This window comes from Nocardia brasiliensis (genome assembly GCF_042691675.1).
GTDB classification, from domain to species: domain Bacteria; phylum Actinomycetota; class Actinomycetes; order Mycobacteriales; family Mycobacteriaceae; genus Nocardia; species Nocardia brasiliensis_D.
Window position 1 is genome coordinate 1402034 of the sequence record NZ_CP170507.1, and the last position, 17973, is coordinate 1420006.

At 66.5% G+C, this 17973-nt stretch carries 18 protein-coding genes; 5 read left to right on the forward strand and 13 right to left on the reverse strand.

Features of this window, described 5'->3' with window-relative positions; genetic code table 11:
- Positions 1 to 26 precede the first annotated feature (26 nt).
- A complete protein-coding gene (locus ACFK0J_RS06510) occupies positions 27 to 1910 on the forward strand; it encodes a hypothetical protein (protein WP_378737468.1) in 1884 nt (627 codons plus the stop codon).
- Between the two features lie 17 nt (positions 1911 to 1927).
- On the opposite strand, the gene ACFK0J_RS06515 is transcribed toward ACFK0J_RS06510, so the two are convergent.
- The 7 genes from ACFK0J_RS06515 to sdhC all read right to left on the reverse strand — a co-directional run bounded on the left by ACFK0J_RS06515 (position 1928) and on the right by sdhC (position 9616).
- Positions 1928 to 3430, reverse strand: coding sequence for an alpha/beta hydrolase (locus ACFK0J_RS06515; protein WP_378737470.1), 1503 nt, complete (start codon positions 3428 to 3430; stop codon positions 1928 to 1930).
- 217 nt (positions 3431 to 3647) lie between these two features.
- Positions 3648 to 4751: an alkaline phosphatase PhoX gene (locus ACFK0J_RS06520; RefSeq protein ID WP_378737472.1), complete on the reverse strand. Its 1104-nt coding sequence runs from the start codon at positions 4749 to 4751 to the stop codon at positions 3648 to 3650.
- A 218-nt stretch (positions 4752 to 4969) separates the two neighbouring features.
- Positions 4970 to 5839, reverse strand: a complete 870-nt coding sequence (locus ACFK0J_RS06525; protein WP_378737474.1) for a hypothetical protein — start codon at positions 5837 to 5839, stop codon at positions 4970 to 4972.
- Positions 5840 to 6187: 348 nt separating this feature from the next.
- Positions 6188 to 6898 (reverse strand): succinate dehydrogenase iron-sulfur subunit, encoded by a 711-nt coding sequence (locus ACFK0J_RS06530; protein ID WP_246634694.1) that lies wholly within the window; start codon positions 6896 to 6898, stop codon positions 6188 to 6190.
- A 104-nt stretch (positions 6899 to 7002) separates the two neighbouring features.
- Positions 7003 to 8754, reverse strand: coding sequence for a succinate dehydrogenase flavoprotein subunit (sdhA, locus tag ACFK0J_RS06535; protein WP_218478205.1), 1752 nt, complete (start codon positions 8752 to 8754; stop codon positions 7003 to 7005).
- A gap of 30 nt (positions 8755 to 8784) precedes the next feature.
- Complete coding sequence (locus ACFK0J_RS06540) at positions 8785 to 9216, reverse strand: succinate dehydrogenase hydrophobic membrane anchor subunit (protein ID WP_378737476.1); 432 nt, start codon at positions 9214 to 9216, stop codon at positions 8785 to 8787.
- Position 9217: 1 nt separating this feature from the next.
- Positions 9218 to 9616: a succinate dehydrogenase, cytochrome b556 subunit gene (sdhC, locus tag ACFK0J_RS06545; protein WP_378737478.1), complete on the reverse strand. Its 399-nt coding sequence runs from the start codon at positions 9614 to 9616 to the stop codon at positions 9218 to 9220.
- Between the two features lie 278 nt (positions 9617 to 9894).
- Between sdhC and ACFK0J_RS06550 the strand changes: the two genes are divergently transcribed.
- Positions 9895 to 10296, forward strand: coding sequence for a cytidine deaminase (locus ACFK0J_RS06550; protein ID WP_378737480.1), 402 nt, complete (start codon positions 9895 to 9897; stop codon positions 10294 to 10296).
- Here ACFK0J_RS06550 and ACFK0J_RS06555 read toward each other — a convergent pair.
- Positions 10215 to 10574, reverse strand: a complete 360-nt coding sequence (locus tag ACFK0J_RS06555; RefSeq protein ID WP_378743415.1) for a hypothetical protein — start codon at positions 10572 to 10574, stop codon at positions 10215 to 10217. The two genes, ACFK0J_RS06550 and ACFK0J_RS06555, sit on opposite strands and share 82 nt — an antisense overlap.
- A gap of 99 nt (positions 10575 to 10673) precedes the next feature.
- On the opposite strand from ACFK0J_RS06555, the gene ACFK0J_RS06560 reads away from it, so the two are divergent.
- From ACFK0J_RS06560 to ACFK0J_RS06570, 3 genes are all read left to right on the forward strand, one after another.
- Entirely contained in the window at positions 10674 to 11963 is a 1290-nt protein-coding gene (locus ACFK0J_RS06560; RefSeq protein WP_378737482.1) for a thymidine phosphorylase, read from the forward strand.
- A 328-nt stretch (positions 11964 to 12291) separates the two neighbouring features.
- Positions 12292 to 13389 (forward strand): adenosine deaminase, encoded by a 1098-nt coding sequence (locus ACFK0J_RS06565; protein ID WP_378737484.1) that lies wholly within the window; start codon positions 12292 to 12294, stop codon positions 13387 to 13389.
- A gap of 354 nt (positions 13390 to 13743) precedes the next feature.
- Positions 13744 to 14400 carry a hypothetical protein gene (locus ACFK0J_RS06570; protein ID WP_378737486.1) on the forward strand — a complete coding sequence of 219 codons (657 nt, stop codon included), beginning with the start codon at positions 13744 to 13746 and terminating at the stop codon, positions 14398 to 14400.
- Positions 14401 to 14518: 118 nt separating this feature from the next.
- On the opposite strand, the gene ACFK0J_RS06575 is transcribed toward ACFK0J_RS06570, so the two are convergent.
- Genes ACFK0J_RS06575 through ACFK0J_RS06595 form a run of 5 tightly spaced genes read right to left on the reverse strand, consistent with a single transcriptional unit; the run spans position 14519 to position 17970 of the window.
- A complete protein-coding gene (locus ACFK0J_RS06575; protein WP_378737488.1) occupies positions 14519 to 15769 on the reverse strand; it encodes a primosomal protein in 1251 nt (416 codons plus the stop codon).
- A 26-nt stretch (positions 15770 to 15795) separates the two neighbouring features.
- A complete protein-coding gene (locus tag ACFK0J_RS06580; protein ID WP_378737490.1) occupies positions 15796 to 16143 on the reverse strand; it encodes a YbaB/EbfC family nucleoid-associated protein in 348 nt (115 codons plus the stop codon).
- A 22-nt stretch (positions 16144 to 16165) separates the two neighbouring features.
- A complete protein-coding gene (locus tag ACFK0J_RS06585; RefSeq protein ID WP_218474187.1) occupies positions 16166 to 16519 on the reverse strand; it encodes a hypothetical protein in 354 nt (117 codons plus the stop codon).
- Complete coding sequence (locus tag ACFK0J_RS06590; RefSeq protein ID WP_378737492.1) at positions 16516 to 17643, reverse strand: C40 family peptidase; 1128 nt, start codon at positions 17641 to 17643, stop codon at positions 16516 to 16518. Before ACFK0J_RS06590 ends, ACFK0J_RS06585 begins: the two co-directional genes overlap by 4 nt.
- 3 nt (positions 17644 to 17646) lie before the next feature.
- Positions 17647 to 17970, reverse strand: coding sequence for a DUF2563 family protein (locus tag ACFK0J_RS06595; protein ID WP_218474189.1), 324 nt, complete (start codon positions 17968 to 17970; stop codon positions 17647 to 17649).
- Between the last annotated feature and the right edge of the window lie 3 nt (positions 17971 to 17973).

A 17973-nucleotide genomic window follows, 5' to 3' on the forward strand; every position in this document is an offset into this window, starting at 1 on the left:
CCGCTTCGGTTGCACGGTCGACGTGTGTGCCCATTCCTCGGCTCGGCGGGGGAGTTCGGCGCCGCTTCGGGAGTGCGTCGCCCGTCGTCGTCGCGGCGGTGTGTTTGATCCTGCTGCAATGGGCGCTCCGAGGCTGGGTAGCGGGCAGCGGTTACTTCTACTGGGACGACCTCATCCTGGTCGGCCGGGCGGGCAGGTATCCGCTGTTCTCCGCGGACCTGCTGTTGCACGACCACGACGGGCATTTCATGCCGCTCGCCTTTGTCACCGCATGGGTGGTGACCGAGCTGGCTCCGCTCGCGTGGGCGGGCCCGGTGCTCACGCTGCTGGTTGGGCAACTCGCGGTGTCGTTGTCGGTGCTGCGCGTGTTGTTCGTGCTGCTCGGCGCCCGGTGGACGCTGCTCGTCCCGCTCACCTTCTTTCTGTTCTCGCCGGTGACGCTTCCGGCGTTCGCGTGGTGGTCGGCGGCGTTGAACACGCTGCCACTGCAATTCGCGCTTGCCTGGGTCATCGGGGACGCCCTGCTCTTGGTTCGCGGCGGGCGGCGTCGGTATGCCGTGTCCGGGATCGTCGTGCTCGTGGTCGCGCTGTTGTTCTTCGAGAAGTCGGTGATCATCCCGTTCGTCGCGTTCGCCGTCGCGGTGCTTGTGCATCATGTCGACGGGCGACAGCATCATGTCGACGGGCGACAGCATCATGTCGACGGGCGACAGCATCACGTCGACGGGCGACAGCATCACGTCGACGGTCGGCAATCCGCCATTCGTGTGGTGGCGCGGCGCGGGGCGCGGCTGTGGGTGGGCTCGGGGCTGGTGCTGCTGTGCTGGTTCGCGGCGTATCTCGCGGTGGTCGGCGTCTCCGGAGTGCACAACAACCCGCTGGGTATGCGCGACTGGCTGCCCAACGCGACATCGCTCGGCGTGGTGCCCGCGCTGGTCGGCGGGCCGTGGCGGTGGGAGCGGTGGCTGCCTGCCGCGCCGTGGGCCGATCCGCCCGGTGCGGCGGTGGCTGCGGCGTGGATCATCCTGATTTCGGTTGTGGCACTGTCGGTTTACGCGCGGCGCAGAGTCTGGCCGGTTTGGGTGTTCGCCGCTGTCTATGCGCTGCTGACGCAGGTGCCCGTGGCGTTGGTGCGTGGTGGGCCGAACACCGCGGCCGAACTCATGCAGTCGCTGCGTTACTTCGCCGATTTCGGAGTGACGTTGTCCGTCGTGGGTGCGTTGATACTGCGGGCGAGCCCGCGCGATCGGACGCATCGCCTGCTGCTCGGTCCGCGCGCCGCAGTACCGCTGATGGTGCTGTTCGTCGTGAGCAGCCTGTGCTCCACCTACACGTTCGTCCGTTCCTGGAGTCCGAGTCCGACCAAAACCTACGTCGCGAACGTGCGGTCGGCGCTCGCACACTGGGACGGTGTGCCATTGCTGGAACAGGAGGTTCCGTGGGACGTCTTGAATCCGCTGGCTTACCCGCAAAACCTCGCCAGCCGAGTCCTTTCACCCATTGCCGCGCCGGGCACGTTCGCCGACTCGACCCCGCACCTGCGCATGATCACCGACACCGGTGCCATCGTCGAGGCGCAAGTCTGGTGGAACCGCCGCATCATTCCCGCCCCGGATCCGCACTGCGGCTACCGAATCCACGGCGGCGACCCGGTTCCCATCGATCTCGACGGGCCCATGTTCGAGCATGAATGGACCGCCCAGCTGAACTACCTCGCCAACCGAGACGGCCAGCTGGCAGTCGCTTTCGAGCATGGCAAAACGGTGACCGCTCCGGTCCGGCAAGGACTCAACACGGTCTTCGTTCGGTTGGTAGGTAGTGGCTCGACGCTCCGAATCGCCTCGCGCACCGAAGGACTCGTCGTCTGCGTCGGCTCCGGCCCGGTCGGCGTGGCCTCCTATGACAACTAGTTGAGCACCGGTGTGCGCTACCCGCAGGTGATGTCCGCGGGCGGCTCCAGATCGATCAGATACTTCAGTATCGGACCGTCGATACACGACACACCTTGCAACGCCGCACCATGCTGGAACCCTTTGTAGGTGATCAGCGTGGCGTCCAGGAATCGGGCCAGGTTGCGCCCGCCCGTATACGGGGTGGCCGGATCGCCGGTCGTCGCAACGACCACGGTCTTCGGCAGGCCGGGTACGACGGGCACATGTGGCTGCGAGGTCGGCGGTACCGGCCAGAAGGCGCAGACCCCCAGCGGTGCCAGGCCGGTGGCGCGGCCGTCGTCGAAAGCCGGTGCCGCCTCGCGGACTCGGCGGTCGGTCTCGGCGGCGGCGGCACGATCGGTGGACCGCACCCCGTCGAGGCAGAGCACTGCCTGGTGCAGATCCCGATCGACGGCTCCGTTCACCTTGTCCGCGACGGTCAGGAAGGTGTCGCCCCGTCCCCGCGCCAGCTCGACCAACCCCTGGGTGAGCACGGGCCAAAGTTCCGCGCTGTACAGCAAAGTGGTCACCGCGCTGAGTGCGTCGGGATATCCGAGTCCGCGTGGATCATTCGTCGCGGCCGGATGGTCCATCAACGGATTGATCAGCTTCCGCAGTCCCGCATTGGCGTCCGCGCCGAGCGGGCAGCTGCTGTCCTTGGCACAGTCCACGGCGTAGGCGTCGAATGCCTGCTGGAAACCCACCGCGGCGCGCATCGGATCGAGGACATCCGCCGTAGGATCCAAGGCCGCGTCGAGGACCATCGCGCGCACTCGGTCCGGGAACGTTTCCGCAATGGCCGCACCAAGTTTGCTGCCATAGGAACCGCCGAAATAGGTCAGCTTCTCGTCACCGAGCACGGCCCGGATCACATCGAAATCGCGTACGACCTCTCTGGTTCCGACATGGCCGAGCAGTTCGAGGCCGGTGCGTTGCACACACTTCGCTGCGTAGTTCGCGAACTCCAGCTCGGTTTGTGCGATGCCAGCGGGTGACATGTCGACATCGAGGTCCTGCCGTTCTGCCTGAAATTCCTCCTCGGTCAGGCACTCGACCTTCGGGGTCGACGCGCCGAGCCCGCGCACGTCGATGCCGATGACATCGAATCGTTCGGCCAAGGCGGACTTTTCGGCCAGCTGGCGAGGTAGGCCCAGCCCGGGTCCGCCCGGCCCGCCCGGGTTGGTGAGCACCGAGGCGACCCGATCACCGGTTGCCCGCAGCCGCGAGATCGCGATCCGGGCGGTAGCTCCGTCGGGCCTGTCGTAGTCGATGGGCACCGTGACCCGCGCGCACTCGATCCCCGCGGCACCCAAACCCGCGCCGCCCGCGTACCCGTCACAGGATTCCCACGCGACTGACTGTTTGTAGTACCGGTCCAGCGTCGGGCTCGGTGCGGCGTGGGCCTGACCGGCACCGGCCCCCAAAAGCACTGCGGCGACGACCCCGAGCCGAACCGAAGCACGCGGTGATCGGCTGTTTCCGCTGAGCCGGCTGAACATTCGGTTACCCCCGTTGATTCGGTGAATTACTGATCCTCCTGGACGACGCAAAAACCCGTTGTGCCAGACAATATTCGTCGCCGCGCGGCCGCTGGATGAGTGTGCGCCGCGATCGACCTCGTGGATCGTCACCGAATTCGAACCGGGCTCAGCGGGGTTCGTCCTGCCTAGTGGACCAGCCGAGCACGCCACTACAGATCCCGGGGACCCGGAGTGGTCAGTGTCGGAAGGGGCCGGTCACCTCGTAAGTGATGCCGTCGCTGCTCGAGCCCGTGGTGCCGCGCTGGGAGGAGAAGTAGAGCCGATCGCCCGCCGGGTTGAACGCGGGCCCCGCGACCTCGGACCTACCCGATCTGGCCACTTGCAGGAACGGCGCGACTACGTCGCCCGCGATGATGCAGATCTGCATATCGCCGCCGTCCTCGGCGACGAAGAGGTCACCATTGGACGCGCCGGTCACGTTGTCGACGCCCGACAGCGGCGCTCCGTTGCCGGGTTCGTAGGTGAGCGAAAGCTGGTTGCTCGCGGCGTCATACGCCCAGACCTTGTTGTCGCCCTTGGTGGTGAACCAGCACGTGCCGTCGGCGTAGTAGCATCCCTCGCCGCCATTGAAGACCTTGGCGCCGGGCACCTGTAGCCGAGTCGGCGTGGACGATGCCGACGGATCCGGGATTGCCTGCCAGCTGAGGTTGCCGTTGGTCTCGACGAGAACTTCGAGTCGACCTGCGGCCAGATCGGGCCAGGACGACGGCACGAATCGATAGAACCGGCCGTCGCGCCGGTCCTCGGTCATGTACACGACCCTGCGGTCCGGATCGACCGCACACGCCTCATGGGTGAACAAGCCCATCGCAGGCCGACGGACGGCAGGTTCGACGCCCCACGGGTCGGTTTCGAATACCGCCCCCTTGTCCACCTCTTCGCAGGACAGCCAAGTGTTCCACGGAGTGGCGCCACCAGCGCAGTTCCGGTTGGTGCCGGACAGCGTGCGATGCGCACCGGTGATGGATCCATCCGCGGCGAACTTGATCGCACCGACCCCGCCGGTGCGATCGATCTCGCTGTTGGACACATAGATCCACCCAGACCCGTCGGCAAAACAGGCGCCACCGTCCGGCGCGGGATGCCAGGTGTACCCCGCCACCTGCTGTCCCGACCGAGCGACGATCCGACTGGTGAAGCCCTTCGGCAGGAACACCCCGTTAGCGTCCGGCCGTGTCGCCAGCGGCCCATACGGCGACTCACCCGGCACGGCACCGGAACTGAACGCCGCCAACCATGACGCACCACCGAACGCGGCAACCCCACCAACCACGCTCACCCGCAAGAAGTTACGACGATCCACAACACCCTCCAACCCGTGTTGATACGGCTCCGGCACAGAGCCGGTGGTGCGATCACGCCACGATGCGTCGGTAAAATTTTAGCCGTTTGCGGCCAGCCAGAACGCGGAAAGAGCCACGCACGGTTTATCTGTTCACTCGAAATTTCGTTGGTGTGCAGGCACTTCCGCGTCCGCTCATGCCCCTGCCGTGGCGTTCAGCCCGATCCCGTTGCCGCGCCCCAGTTTGCGAGGTCGACCGCCTTGGTCAGCAACGTGATGCGCTGGGCCGAGACGTCCCAAGGTGTTCCCGTCGGTTCGAGTGTCAGCACAACGATGATCCTGTTGTCGTCTGCGCCGACGGATCCGGTTGTGTGCATGGCTCGTTTCGTGAGGTCGATAGGGGGTCCCCCGGGCGATGGGGTGCCTTGCCTGGAAGACGTGGTCTCGCGGATTCCGTCTGGGCCCAGGGTGATTGGGCCTGCGGCAGCGGAGTCGATCACTTCGCGGGGAATTCTCGGTTTCGGGTTCCCGGGTATGCACACCTGGCCCGGTTCGGGAGCAGCGCCGAACCCGGACCACCCCTGTTTGACGGCCCACGGCCGGTCGACTGCGCGCGGAATACCGAAGGACTGATCGAACCCGTCCTGGGCGCACTTCGTCGAGGCGCGCAGATTACTCACCATGAACTGGCGCACCGCCGGACTCGCCGTATCGAGGATATACCGGTAGATAGTCACCACATCGGCGGCGCTGATCGCGGTATAGCCCCACATTCCGCGCGATGCGGGCGGTGCGGTGTCGGTCAGGCCGAGCTTCGCTACCATCCGCTCGACAATCTTGTCCCACCCCCCGACGACCCACAGGTAGCTCGCGGCGTCGTCGTCACTGGAACGCAACATCGCCTGCAGTCGAGCCACATCGTCGGCGGGCAAGTTCTGCGGGTCGTGTGACTCCAGATAATCGAGGGCAATCAGCAATTTGACCACCGACGCGGACCGGTACTGCTTGTGCGCATCGAATTGCACACGCGAGTCGCCGGTCTCGCGATCGAAGACCACGAAACTCGCCTCCATATCGGTCGGCATAGCATCCGAGACCGGATCGGCAACAGCCGGTTGCGCTCCGATTCCCGTCAGTACAGCGACCGCGAACAGCGCAGTGAACAGCCTGGACGGTGTCAGCGGCGCTGTCTGTCGCTGGGGCCGAAGAGATTCCGCGTAGAGCACCATATTTCCCCCGTTGGGTCGAATCGGCGGCCTGAAGTGCGCACTTGATGATGCAGAACCCTAGCGGCGTGTGACAGGATGTGCCAGATCCGTTGCGTCACTGGGGATCACGGAGAAAACGGCCCACTGACGAACGACGAAGGCCGCCTTCATCTTTCGACGGAGGCGGCCTTCGCGTCGTGCTTGTTCAGATCGAGACCGGGGACTTCAGCGGGCGAAGAGCAGTGCGCGCTTGACTTCCTGGATGGCTTTGGTTACTTCGATGCCGCGGGGGCAGGCGTCGGTGCAGTTGAAGGTGGTGCGGCAGCGCCAGACTCCTTCGACGTCGTTGAGGATGTCGAGGCGTTCGCGGGCGCCTTCGTCGCGGCTGTCGAAGATGAAGCGGTGCGCGTTGACGATGGCGGCGGGGCCGAAGTAGCTGCCGTCGCTCCAGTACACGGGGCAGGAGGTGGTGCAGCAGGCGCAGAGGATGCACTTGGTGGTGTCATCGAAGCGCGCGCGGTCGGCCTGGCTCTGGATGCGCTCACGGGTCGGCTCGTTACCCGAGGTCATCAGGTAGGGCTTCACCGCGCGGAACGCGTCGAAGAACGGCTCCATGTTCACCACGAGGTCCTTCTCCACGGGCAGGCCGCGGATCGGCTCGACGGTGATCGTGATGGACTTGCCGCCCTTGGGCAGCATGTCCTTCATCAGCACCTTGCAGGCCAGCCGGTTCACCCCGTTGATCCGCATGGCGTCCGACCCGCACACGCCGTGCGCGCAGGAGCGGCGGAAGGTGAGCGTGCCGTCCAGGTAGGACTTGATGTAGATGAGCACGTTGAGGAAGCGGTCGGTCGGCAGGACCGGCACCTGGAACGACTCCCAGTGCGCGCCCTTCTCGTCCTCCGGATTGAACCGGGCGACCTTGACGGTGATCATCACCGAGCCCTCGGGGACCGGGGCGGGCTTGGCCGGAGGTGTCTTCTCGAGTACGCCGGGGGACGGTGAGGCGGCGGAGCCGCCGGGGTGGGTATGCACAGTCATCAGTACTTACGCTCCATCGGCTCGTAACGGGTCTGCACCACCGGCTTGAAGTCGAGGCGGATATCCGAGATGAGATCCGGGCTCTCCTTGTAGGCCATCGTGTGCCGCATGAAGTTCACGTCGTCGCGGTCCGGGTAGTCCTCGCGAGCGTGGCCGCCGCGCGATTCCTTGCGGTTGAGCGCACCGACAACGGTGACTTCGGCCAGTTCCAGCAGGAAGCCGAGTTCGACGGCCTCGAGCAGATCGCTGTTGTAGCGTTTGCCCTTGTCCTGCACCGTGATCCGGCTGTAGCGCTCCTTGAGCACGTGGATGTCGGTGAGTGCCTGCTTGAGGGTGTCCTCGGTGCGGAACACGGCGGCGTTCATGTCCATCGTGTACTGCAGTTCGGTGCGGATGTCGGCGACCCGCTCGTTGCCGTGATCGGACAGGATCAGCGCGAGCCAGTCCTGCACCATCCGGGCAGGCTGCTCCGGCATCTCCACGAACTCGGTGCGGTGCGCGTACTCGGCCGCGGCGATGCCCGCCCGACGGCCGAACACGTTGATGTCCAGCAGCGAGTTGGTGCCGAGGCGGTTGGAGCCGTGCACCGAGACGCACGCGCACTCGCCGGCCGCGTACAGGCCGGGCACCACGTCGGTGTTGTTGCGCAGCACCTCGCCGCGGATCTTGGTGGGGATACCACCCATCACGTAGTGACACGTCGGCATGACCGGCACCAGTTCGGTCACCGGGTCCACGCCCAGGTAGGTGCGGGCGAACTCGGTGATGTCGGGCAGCTTCTCCTCGAGCACGTCCGCGCCGAGGTGGGTCACGTCGATGTAGACGTAATCCTTGTTCGGACCGGCGCCACGGCCCTCCAGCACTTCGAGCACCATCGAGCGGGCGACGATGTCGCGCGGCGCGAGGTCCTTGATGGTGGGCGCGTAGCGCTCCATGAACCGCTCGCCGCTGGCATTGCGCAGGATGCCGCCCTCGCCGCGCACGGCCTCCGAGATGAGGATGCCGAGCCCGGCCAGACCTGTCGGATGGAACTGGTGGAACTCCATGTCCTCCAGCGGCAGACCCTTGCGGAACACGATCGCCATGCCGTCACCGGTCAGCGTGTGCGCGTTCGAGGTGGTCTTGTACATCCGGCCCGAGCCGCCGGTGGCGAACACGATCGACTTGGCGTGGAAGACGTGCAGGTCACCGGTGGCCAACTCGTAGGCGACCACGCCGGTCGCGACCTGACCGCGGTCGGTGTCGCTCATCACCAGGTCGAGCACGTAGAACTCGTTGAAGAACTCCACGTCGTGCTTGACGCAGTTCTGGTACAGCGTCTGCAGGATCATGTGGCCGGTGCGGTCGGCGGCGTAACAGGCGCGGCGCACCGGGGCCTTGCCGTGGTCGCGGGTGTGCCCGCCGAAACGGCGCTGGTCGATCTTGCCTTCGGGGGTCCGGTTGAACGGCAGACCCATCTTCTCCAGGTCCATCACCGCGTCGATGGCCTCCTTGGCCATGATCTCCGCGGCATCCTGGTCGACCAGGTAGTCGCCACCCTTGACGGTGTCGAAGGTGTGCCATTCCCAGTTGTCTTCTTCGACATTCGCCAGCGCGGCGCACATGCCGCCCTGCGCCGCGCCGGTGTGGCTGCGGGTCGGGTAGAGCTTGGTCAGGACGGCGGTGCGCGCCCGGGGCCCTGCCTCGATCGCCGCGCGCATGCCGGCGCCACCGGCACCGACGATCACGACATCGTAGCGATGCTCCTGAATCCGCGATTCACTCATCGGAGTGGCCTGTTCCTAACTGATGTTGGGGTCGAAGGTGAAGATGACGTAGGTGCCGACGGCCAAGATCAGGATCATCGAGATGGCCAGCAGCGTGTTCAGCCAGAATCGTGTCGAGTCCTTGCGCGAATAGTCCGCGATCACCGTGCGCAGGCCGTTGCCGCCGTGCAGCTGGGCGAGCCAGAGCATGGTCAGGTCCCACAGCTGCCAGAACGGGCTGGCCCAGCGGCCAGCGACGAAGCCGAAGTTGAGCCGCTTCACGCCGCCGTCGAGCAGCAGCATGATCGACATGTGGCCGAGCACGAGGACGATCAGCAGCAGGCCGGAGAAGCGCATGAACAGCCAGGCGTACTTCTCGAAGTTGTTGCTGGCCCGGGCCCGCGGCGAGCGCGGTGAGTCCAGGCTGGCGGGCCGGTCGTACGACTTACCGAGAACGGGTGCAGTCATATCAGTGCTCCGTGAACAGGTAGAAGAACATGCGACCGATCGCGGGCGCCGCCAGCAGGATCACGACCGCGAGGACGACCCAGAGCATCACGCGCTGGTACTTCGGGCCCTTGGCCCAGAAGTCGACCAGGATCACCCGGACGCCGTTGAGCGCGTGGAAAAGCACGCAGACAACGAGGCCCATTTCCATCAACGCGACGATGGGGGACTTGTAGGTCTCGATGGCACGGTTGTAGGTGTCCGGACTGACCCGGACCAATGCGGTATCCAAGACGTGCACGAAGAGGAAGAAGAAGATGGTGACACCGGTGATCCGGTGCAGCGCCCAGGACCACATTCCGGGGTCGCCTCGGTACAGCGTCTTCCGCTTCGGCTGGGCCGGAGCTTCTATCGTGGTCATAGAGTGCGGTGCCTCCAACGTCGTTGATGGACCCGGTTCATTGATCCTGCGCCGGCTGCGTTTGGGGGCAAATGCCCAGGTGGCTGCGCCGCGGCCCGCTGCCGGGAACCTGAACCGATCTGTTCTGGACTCTAATCCTCTAGGTTTGCCGGAACTAATTCGGCGTGCCGTGCGTTGCGCTACAGTCGGGCCGGTTAGGTTTGCCTTTCTTGATGCGTGAAGGGTTCTTTCGCGGCCCTCGCACGGCCGAGTTCGGCCCGCTTCCGAAGAGGTTCCCGATGTCGCAAATCGACTGGAAATCCCTGCGTGACAACGCAATTCAAGTCATGCGTAATGCCTATGTGCCGTACTCCCGGTTTCCGGTCGGCGCGGCGGCTCTCAGTGCCGATGGTCGCATTGTGAGCGGGTGCAATGTGGAAAATGTCTCATATGGTTTGACCCTCTGCGCCGAATGCGTACTCGTCGGTAACTTGCATTCCGGTGGCGGCGGGCGCTTGCTGGCCATCGCGGTGACCGATTCCCGCGGCGAAATCCTGATGCCCTGCGGTCGCTGCCGACAGTTGCTGTACGAACACGGTGGGCCCGACCTCTTGGTCGATCACCAGGACGGGCCCGTTCCGCTACGCGTCTTGCTGCCGGACGCCTTCGGCCCGGACAACTTGACCGCCGGGCAGGTGTGAGCGCGCGCTCGAGACTCCGCTTCGAGCACCGCGTCGATCTCGGCCGCGGTGGCGCGGGAGACCGTTGGGAACTGGATCGGGGGAATCTCCAGGCGCTCCATGATCAGAGCCATGCCTCGCCCTAGCTGGTTCACGCCATCTATCAGGCGGCCGGTTTCGATCCGGCAGCCGGCACCGGCCCTGGTGAGCCGGTAAAGCGTCTCGCTGTGGCTTTCCTCGATGTCGGTCACGCGTGTCTCGAGCTTCGCCACGCGGCGGTCGATGTGTGCGGATGTCATCGCTTCCCCCTAGCCCCTCGAACGATTGATGCGGCGAGGCTATCGAAGACCACCGACAAGAACCAGACCTTGACGGTGTCTCGTGCCAGACTGGCGAATGTGACGGCATTGGACGCGGTTTCGATCATCACGACCAAGCGGGACGGCGGCGAGCTGTCGGACGCGCAGATCGACTGGGTGGTCGATGGATTCACCCGCGGGGCGGTGGCCGACGAGCAGATGTCGGCGCTGGCGATGGCGATCGTGTGGCGCGGGATGACCCGGCGGGAGACCGCGCGCTGGACCAACGCCATGATCGCGTCGGGCAGCCGGATGGACTTCACCGATCTGCCGCGCCCGACCGTCGACAAGCATTCGACCGGCGGGGTCGGCGACAAGATCACGTTGCCGCTGGCGCCGCTGGTCGCCGCGTGCGGCGCGGCGGTCCCGCAACTGTCCGGGCGCGGGCTCGGGCACACGGGCGGCACGCTCGACAAGCTCGAGGCCATCCCGGGGTGGCAGGCCGACGTTTCGGTACCGCGCATGCGCGAGATACTCACCGATCCCGCGATCGGCGCGGTGATCTGCGCGGCGGGTGCCGATCTCGCACCCGCGGACAAGCGGCTCTACGCGCTGCGCGATGTCACCGGAACGGTCGAATCCATCCCGCTGATCGCCAGCTCGATCATGAGCAAGAAGATCGCCGAGGGCACCGCGGCACTGGTGCTCGATGTGAAGGTCGGCGCGGGCGCGTTCCTGAAAACCCTCGACGGCGCCCGCGAATTGGCCACGGCCATGGTCGAATTGGGCACCGACGCCGGGGTCGAGACGGTGGCGCTGCTGACCGCGATGGACACCCCACTCGGCCGCACCGCGGGCAACGCCCTGGAAGTCGCCGAGTCGGTCGAGGTGCTGGCGGGTGGTGGACCCGCCGACATCGTGGAGTTGACCGTCACTCTCGCTCGCGAGATGGTCGCCCTCGCCGGGCTCGATATCGACCCCGCCGATGTGCTCGCCGACGGCCGTGCGATGGACCAGTGGCGGTCGATGGTGCACGCCCAAGGCGGCGACCCGGACGCGCCGCTGCCCACGGCGAAACACACCGAAATCGTGCGCGCCGAGCGGTCCGGCGTGCTGACCCGTCTCGACGCGATGGGTGTCGGCATCGCCGCCTGGCGTCTGGGTGCGGGCCGGGCCCGCCAGGGCGATCCGGTCCAAGCTGGTGCGGGCATCGAAATGCACGCCAAGCCAGGTGATTCCGTCACCACCGGTCAGCCGTTGCTCACCTTGCACACCGACACCCCGGTCGCTTTCTCAGGGGCCTACGCCGCTTTGCAAGATGCCTTCGCCATCGGCGAGTCCACCGAAAAGCCTGCCACGCCACTGATACTCGGCCGCATCGACGCCTGACCTGCTTATTCGGCCAGTGAAGTGGCTTGCCGCGCAAGACGCTCGATCCGGAACAGTCCTCGTCATCGATCCGTGCATCCCGATTTCCGAGGCGGCTGATGCGGTGGCGCGTGCGAGTTGGTGTGTTGTGCGCGGCATGCCGACTGCTCGGTATGTGGGCGTGCATGTGTGCGGTATCGCACAAACGGAAGTAACTGCAGGTGAGCCAGGGTATGTGGGGAAGCGGTAGGTGTCCGGTTGTGGGCCGGGCCGGGTTGGCTGGGCAACGAGATGGTTGCCACTTGGGCAGTCGGGTGCCGTTCCGCTGCCGTGCGGCTACCGTCGTTACATGACTGGACCGACCGCATTGACCCTTGCCTCGATCCGACAAGCGCCAAAAGCGCTGCTGCACGACCATCTCGACGGTGGTCTACGGCCTGCGACGGTGCTGGAGCTGGCCGCCGAATGCGGCTATGCGGACCTACCCGCCAACGACGAGGCGACGCTGGCCGCCTGGTTCCGGGACGCGGCCGACAGCGGATCGCTGGAACTGTATCTGGAAACCTTCGCGCACACCGTCGCTGTCATGCAGACGCCCGAGGGCTTGCGCCGGGTTGCCCGCGAATGCGCGGAAGACCTGTCCGCCGACGGTGTGGTGTACGCCGAGGTGCGGTTCGCCCCCGAACAGCACCTGGAACGCGGACTGACGCTCGACGAGGTTGTCGAGCACACCCTCGAGGGTTTCCGCGAGGGCGAGGCGGCGGCCGCGGCGGCGGGGCGGCCCATCGTGGTGACCTGCCTGCTCACCGCCATGCGGCACGCGGCACGCTCACGTGAGATCGCCGAACTCACCGTGCGCTTCCGTGATCGCGGCGTCGGCGGCTTCGACATCGCGGGTGCGGAGGCCGGATACCCGCCCAGCAGGCACCTGGACGCCTTCGAATACATGCGAGCCAACAGCGCGCACTTCACGATTCACGCGGGCGAGGCATTCGGGCTGCCGTCTATCCACGAGGCGCTCGCCTTCTGCGGCTGCGATCGGCTCGGCCACGGTGTGCGCATCACCGACGACATCAGCGTGCCCGGTGCGATCGAGGACGCCCGCCTCGGACTTGTCGCGAACTACGTGCGCGACATGCGCATTCCGCTCGAGCTCTGTCCGTCGTCGAATGTGCAGACCGGCGCGGTGCCCTCGCTGGACAAGCACCCGTTCGACCTGCTGGCCCGGCTGCGCTTCCGCGTCACGGTCAACACCGACAACCGTTTGATGAGCGACACCAGCATGAGCCAGGAAATGCTCAAACTGGTAGATACCTTCGGCTACGGCTGGAGCGATCTGGAGCGCTTCACCATCAACGCGATGAAGTCGGCGTTCATCCCGTTCCCGGAACGGCTGCGCATCATCGACAACATCATCAAGCCCGGCTACGCGGTGCTGCTCGGTTAACCAACGGCCGCAACAGATTCAGCGGGCCGGGCGTCCCGTCCGAGGTGACGAGAGCCCGGTTCGTCTGTAGGCCAGATGGGCACAACCCGCCGTGCACTTTCCATCGGGCAGCGCACGAAATCGCTGGAAATTTCGTGCGCAGCAGGCTGTCTCGCACGCGGCACGGCACTACACCCGCGGGATGCGACCTCGCATGCGGGATGGCCCTCTCTTTGCCGATCTCACAGAGCTTTCGTACGCCTCACAGGGTCTACATGCTCTGTGAGACGTGTGGATGCTCTGTGAGGTGGCGGGAAACGAGGGGCGGCGACCACACGGGGGCGTCCGGTTGCCGGTTCGCTAGCGTGGCTGAGCATGGTGACGTTGCGGATTCCCAGTCGGTTCAATGGGCCGCCCAGTTCGGGCAATGGCGGCTATGTGGGCGGGGTGCTTGCGGAGCAGTATGAGGCCGAGGCGGTGACGGTGATTCTGCGCAGCCCGACGCCGCTGGACACGCCGCTCGAGGTGCGGGCGGGGCAGCTGTACGACGGCGATACCTTGATTGCCGAATCCCGTGCGGGCGAATTCGACCGGGACGCACCACGATCCGTGCCGTTCGCGGCCGCAGCGGCTGCGGCGAGCTCGTATCAGAGCAACGAGATGTTCGCGTCCTGCTTCGTCTGCGGCAGTGCCCGCACGGATGGCCTGCGCATCGAGGCGGGGTCGGTCGGCGACGGTCGCGTCGCCGCACCGTGGACTCCCGACGACTCACTCCCGCTCGGCGCAGCAGTTCTGTGGGCCGCGATGGACTGCCCCGGTGGCTGGTCGCTCCCCGAGATGTTCGACCGCCCCGCCCTCCTCGGCTCGATGACCGCCGCGGTGCACGACCTCCCCGAGGTCGGCGAACAGTGCGTGGTCATCGGCGAGAACCACGGCGAACAAGGCCGCAAATCCTTCTCGTCCACCGCCATCTACGGTTCCGACGATCGCCTGCTCGGCCGCGCGGAACAGATTTGGATCCGCTTACGCTGAGCGCGCCCCGTCTCCAGGCGGAGTGCCGCCACCACAAACGGAACCGGCCACCCATCCATCGGCGTCGGCCAAGTCCGTCCGGACCGAGCACCGCAATCGCGTAGCCGCTGACTCCGACCTACTGCGGGTTGAGCCTGGACTCGAAGTTGCGCTCCAGTTCCCGCCAGGACTGGGCCTCGGCGGTGAACGGCGGGTTGGGGGCCAAACGGGTCGGGTCAGGGTTGAGCAGGTACGAGACGTACCAGCCGAGCGGGTTCGACGGAGCCAATGCCTGCTCCACGGCGTCGTCGCCGGCGTAGTCGGCGGCGTCGGTGAACAGTTCGACAGCCAGGTCCAGCTGTTCGATGTCGACGGCCTCCGGCCCCTCGGCCAGGTCGTCGGCGAGGCCGGGCAGCACGTAGACGTTTTCGTCGGTGACCTCGACCTCGAGCGAACCGTCCACCGCGGCCGTCTGCACGTCGGTGAAGGTGCTCACCCTGGCGAGGTCGTGCTCGTGGTCGTCGGCGAGGTATCTGGCCAGCGCGCGCTCGGAGGGGAACACCGTGATCGCGTTGTCGGAGCCGAGGAAGATCGGCTCGTCGTCGAGGTAGCAGCGCAGCGTGAAGTAGGTGCCGTCGGAGGTGATGATCTTGACGGGGTCGATGCCGACCTCGTGCCAGAACGACTCGTCCTCGTCTTCTTCGTCCTCGTCGTCCGCGTCGAGGTCGACGGGTTCGAATTCGTCTTCCTCGTTGTCCGCGGCATCGTCGGCGTCGACGACGTTCTCCTCGGCGGCCAGCAGTTCGGCCTCGGCGACGGCGACCGCTTCCGCGTCGACCTCGGGGGTCTGCACGACCGAGTCGATCGCGTCGAGGACGCTGTCCCAGCCCTTGGCGATGGCGGCGCCGATCTGATCCCAGAGTTCCTCGCCGTCGCGGCCGACGAACGCGCTCACCCCGCTGGGCAGTGCGCCGAGCACCGGATGCGACCCGAAGAACTTGGTCACCGTCTCGAGCTCGCACACCTCACCGATGTTGCGGACCATGCTGAGCGTGTCTTCCAGCTCGGCGATGGTGTCCACATCGGGCTCGCCCGCGGCCAGCTCGGGCACCGCGACCAGATCGAAGGAGAAGTTCTCCTCGGGCTCCAGTTCGACCGCCGACAGGCCCGCGACGACCTTCCATGCGGGATGCTCGACGAGGTCGTTGTCGGAGTTGGTCCGGATGAAGGCGGCCAGCTCCGCGACGGACTCGAAACCGTAGAGGGAGTCCTCGTGTCCGAGGAACGCCTCCCACTCGTCGTCACCGTCGCGCCAGCGCGGTGCCCACAGGGTGACGAGATCGCCGTCGGTCAGGCCGAGCTCGATCGGGACGATGTCTCCAGAAGCCATGAGCGGAAGCCTATCTACCTTCCGCGTCAGGCACTATCCGGCCCGCCCCCAACGGTTCCTTGGGCGTCGTTCGCGGCGGGAACGAATGACTCGTTCAGTGTCGCAACGACCTTCGAGCGCTGGCTGCCCGCGTCCTCGGCGGCCTGCCTGCACGCCCAGACGATCAGCTGTCCGACCTCGGCCGGTGGCAGTGAAGTGACCGTCTCGGCGAGGCTCAGCGCGACGAGCGCGCCGTCGCTGTCGACCTCGACGGTGACCGTGCCGTCATCGGTGGTGTGCCGCCCCCGCACCTGCTTGAGGCCGTACAACGCGGCCTCGAGCGCCTCCAGCTTCTGTGTCGCGTTGGCGACCAGAGCATCCATCTCCGCGCTCATGACTGCGCCTCGCTGCGCTCACTCATACCGGCCTCATCCAGGTCGTCGGTCCCGTGTCCGCGTCGTCGATCCGGTCCAGCTCGTCCACCGCGGCCTGGCGGGTGGGCAGGCCGAGCCGGTCCAGGATGTCGGCGGGCATGCCTGCCTCGGCCAGCAGTTCGCGACGGCGCGCCTTCGCGGCGACCGTGGAGCGTTTGGTGAGCCGCAGGATCTCGTTCGCGAGAGTCTGTGCGCCGTAACGGTATTCGCTGCGCTCGAACTTGATCTCCACCGGCATGCCCTGATCGGTGGCGCGCACCGAAATGGTGCCCGATCGGTTGGTGCTGGCCGCAACCGTGACGTTGGGAACCGTCGGTGGCTGCTGCGGATTCGTCATGACGTCGGCCTATAGAAGCCGTAGAAGCCCATCCCTGAATTCTCCGTTCGAATCGAGCTGATCTGGACCGGGTCCCCTGCCTCGACGAATTGTCCGTTGCCGATCACCATCGCGACGTGGCCGTCCCAGATGGCCAGATCGCCCGGCATCAGGTCGCCGGGGGAGACCGGGCTGCCGGTGGCCTGCTCGGCGGCGAGCCGGGGGATCTCCACGCCGGCCTCGCCGTAGGCGAACTTGGTCAGGCCGCTGCAGTCCAGTCCGGCACCGGGAGTGTTGCCGCCCCACACGTACGGCGTGCCGACCGCGCTGATCGCCGAGCGGACCGCGGTCGCCGCCTTCTCGTTGGGCGCCTCCACGGTGCTGCCGTCGGGCAGGGTGATCTTCACGCCCTTGCCGTCGCTAGGCATGCCCGACGAACCGGTGTCCGGTTTCGGGGTGCCCATTGTGGACGGGGCGCCGGACGTGACGCTCGGCATCGACGCCGACTGGATCGAGGGCATGGCCGTGCTCATCAGACTGCTCGCCATTTGACCCGCACCGCTGAGCGCACTGGTCGCGGTCGAGACCAACTGCTGGGTACCGGCGGTCGTGGTGGCGGGCGACCCGGCGAGTGACGGTGTCGGTGGCGGCGGGGTCAGTTCGGTCATCGAGGCGGTGTGCGTACTGAGCTCGTTCCGCACCCGGCCGACGACGTTAAGCGCCTGGCCGAGGTGGTCGATCGCGGAGCCGACGATCATCGTCAGGCCCGCGGGCGTGGCCAGTGCCGGGCCCGCGCTCGCCGCGGTGTTCACGAACGACTGGGCGATGCCGGTGAGGTCCTTCTGGCCCGACTCGACCTCGGCGGCGGCCTGGTTCACCACGGTCGCCATGTCGTTGCCGCGGTCGGAGATGGTGGCGGCGGAGGTCTGCACCCGCAGCGCCTTCGCGGTGGCGGCGTCGGCGGCCTGGCCGTCCCACGCCGAGTTCATGCCGTTGATGCTGTCGCGACCCATCTGCTGGATCTGATCGACGACGCTCGACGTGCTGCGCAGTGCGTCGGCGGGGCCGCCGGTCGGCAGTACGCCCGAGCCGAAGCTGGCGAGCAGGTCGAAAATGGGTTTGGCCAACGCGTTGATATCGATCACGGCTCACCCGTCCAGTTCGGCGACCACGCTCTGCAGCGATCCCGCGTTGTTCGCGTCGGTCTCGGTGAGCACGGTTGCCGCGCCGGTTGCCGCGCCGCCCATGCTGGCGAGCACCGCGGACAGCTGGCCGATCGAGGCGACGTGTCCGGCGTGCGCGGCGGCGTACGCGGCCAGGAAATCCCCGCCGATCAGTCCCATGATCGGACCGAGCAGGGCGGGCTCGGCGGCCACCGCGCTCGCGCCGGCCGTAGCCATTTCCCCGGCCATCACGTGGGCGGTCGCGCCGTAGGCTGCGATGCCCTCGGTATCCGCCGACATCTTCCGCATCGA

Coding starts and splice junctions, on each gene's coding strand:
- ACFK0J_RS06515 (WP_378737470.1), bottom strand. CDS start 3,430: ATGTTCAGCCGGCTCAGCGGAAACAGCCGATCACCGCGTGCTTCGGTT.
- ACFK0J_RS06525 (WP_378737474.1), bottom strand. CDS start 5,839: ATGCCGACCGATATGGAGGCGAGTTTCGTGGTCTTCGATCGCGAGACC.
- ACFK0J_RS06530 (WP_246634694.1), bottom strand. CDS start 6,898: ATGATCACCGTCAAGGTCGCCCGGTTCAATCCGGAGGACGAGAAGGGC.
- ACFK0J_RS06540 (WP_378737476.1), bottom strand. CDS start 9,216: ATGACTGCACCCGTTCTCGGTAAGTCGTACGACCGGCCCGCCAGCCTG.
- sdhC (WP_378737478.1), bottom strand. CDS start 9,616: ATGACCACGATAGAAGCTCCGGCCCAGCCGAAGCGGAAGACGCTGTAC.
- ACFK0J_RS06550 (WP_378737480.1), top strand. CDS start 9,895: ATGTCGCAAATCGACTGGAAATCCCTGCGTGACAACGCAATTCAAGTC.
- ACFK0J_RS06555 (WP_378743415.1), bottom strand. CDS start 10,574: ATGACATCCGCACACATCGACCGCCGCGTGGCGAAGCTCGAGACACGC.
- ACFK0J_RS06565 (WP_378737484.1), top strand. CDS start 12,292: ATGACTGGACCGACCGCATTGACCCTTGCCTCGATCCGACAAGCGCCA.
- ACFK0J_RS06570 (WP_378737486.1), top strand. CDS start 13,744: ATGGTGACGTTGCGGATTCCCAGTCGGTTCAATGGGCCGCCCAGTTCG.
- ACFK0J_RS06575 (WP_378737488.1), bottom strand. CDS start 15,769: ATGGCTTCTGGAGACATCGTCCCGATCGAGCTCGGCCTGACCGACGGC.
- ACFK0J_RS06580 (WP_378737490.1), bottom strand. CDS start 16,143: ATGAGCGCGGAGATGGATGCTCTGGTCGCCAACGCGACACAGAAGCTG.
- ACFK0J_RS06585 (WP_218474187.1), bottom strand. CDS start 16,519: ATGACGAATCCGCAGCAGCCACCGACGGTTCCCAACGTCACGGTTGCG.
- ACFK0J_RS06595 (WP_218474189.1), bottom strand. CDS start 17,970: ATGCGGAAGATGTCGGCGGATACCGAGGGCATCGCAGCCTACGGCGCG.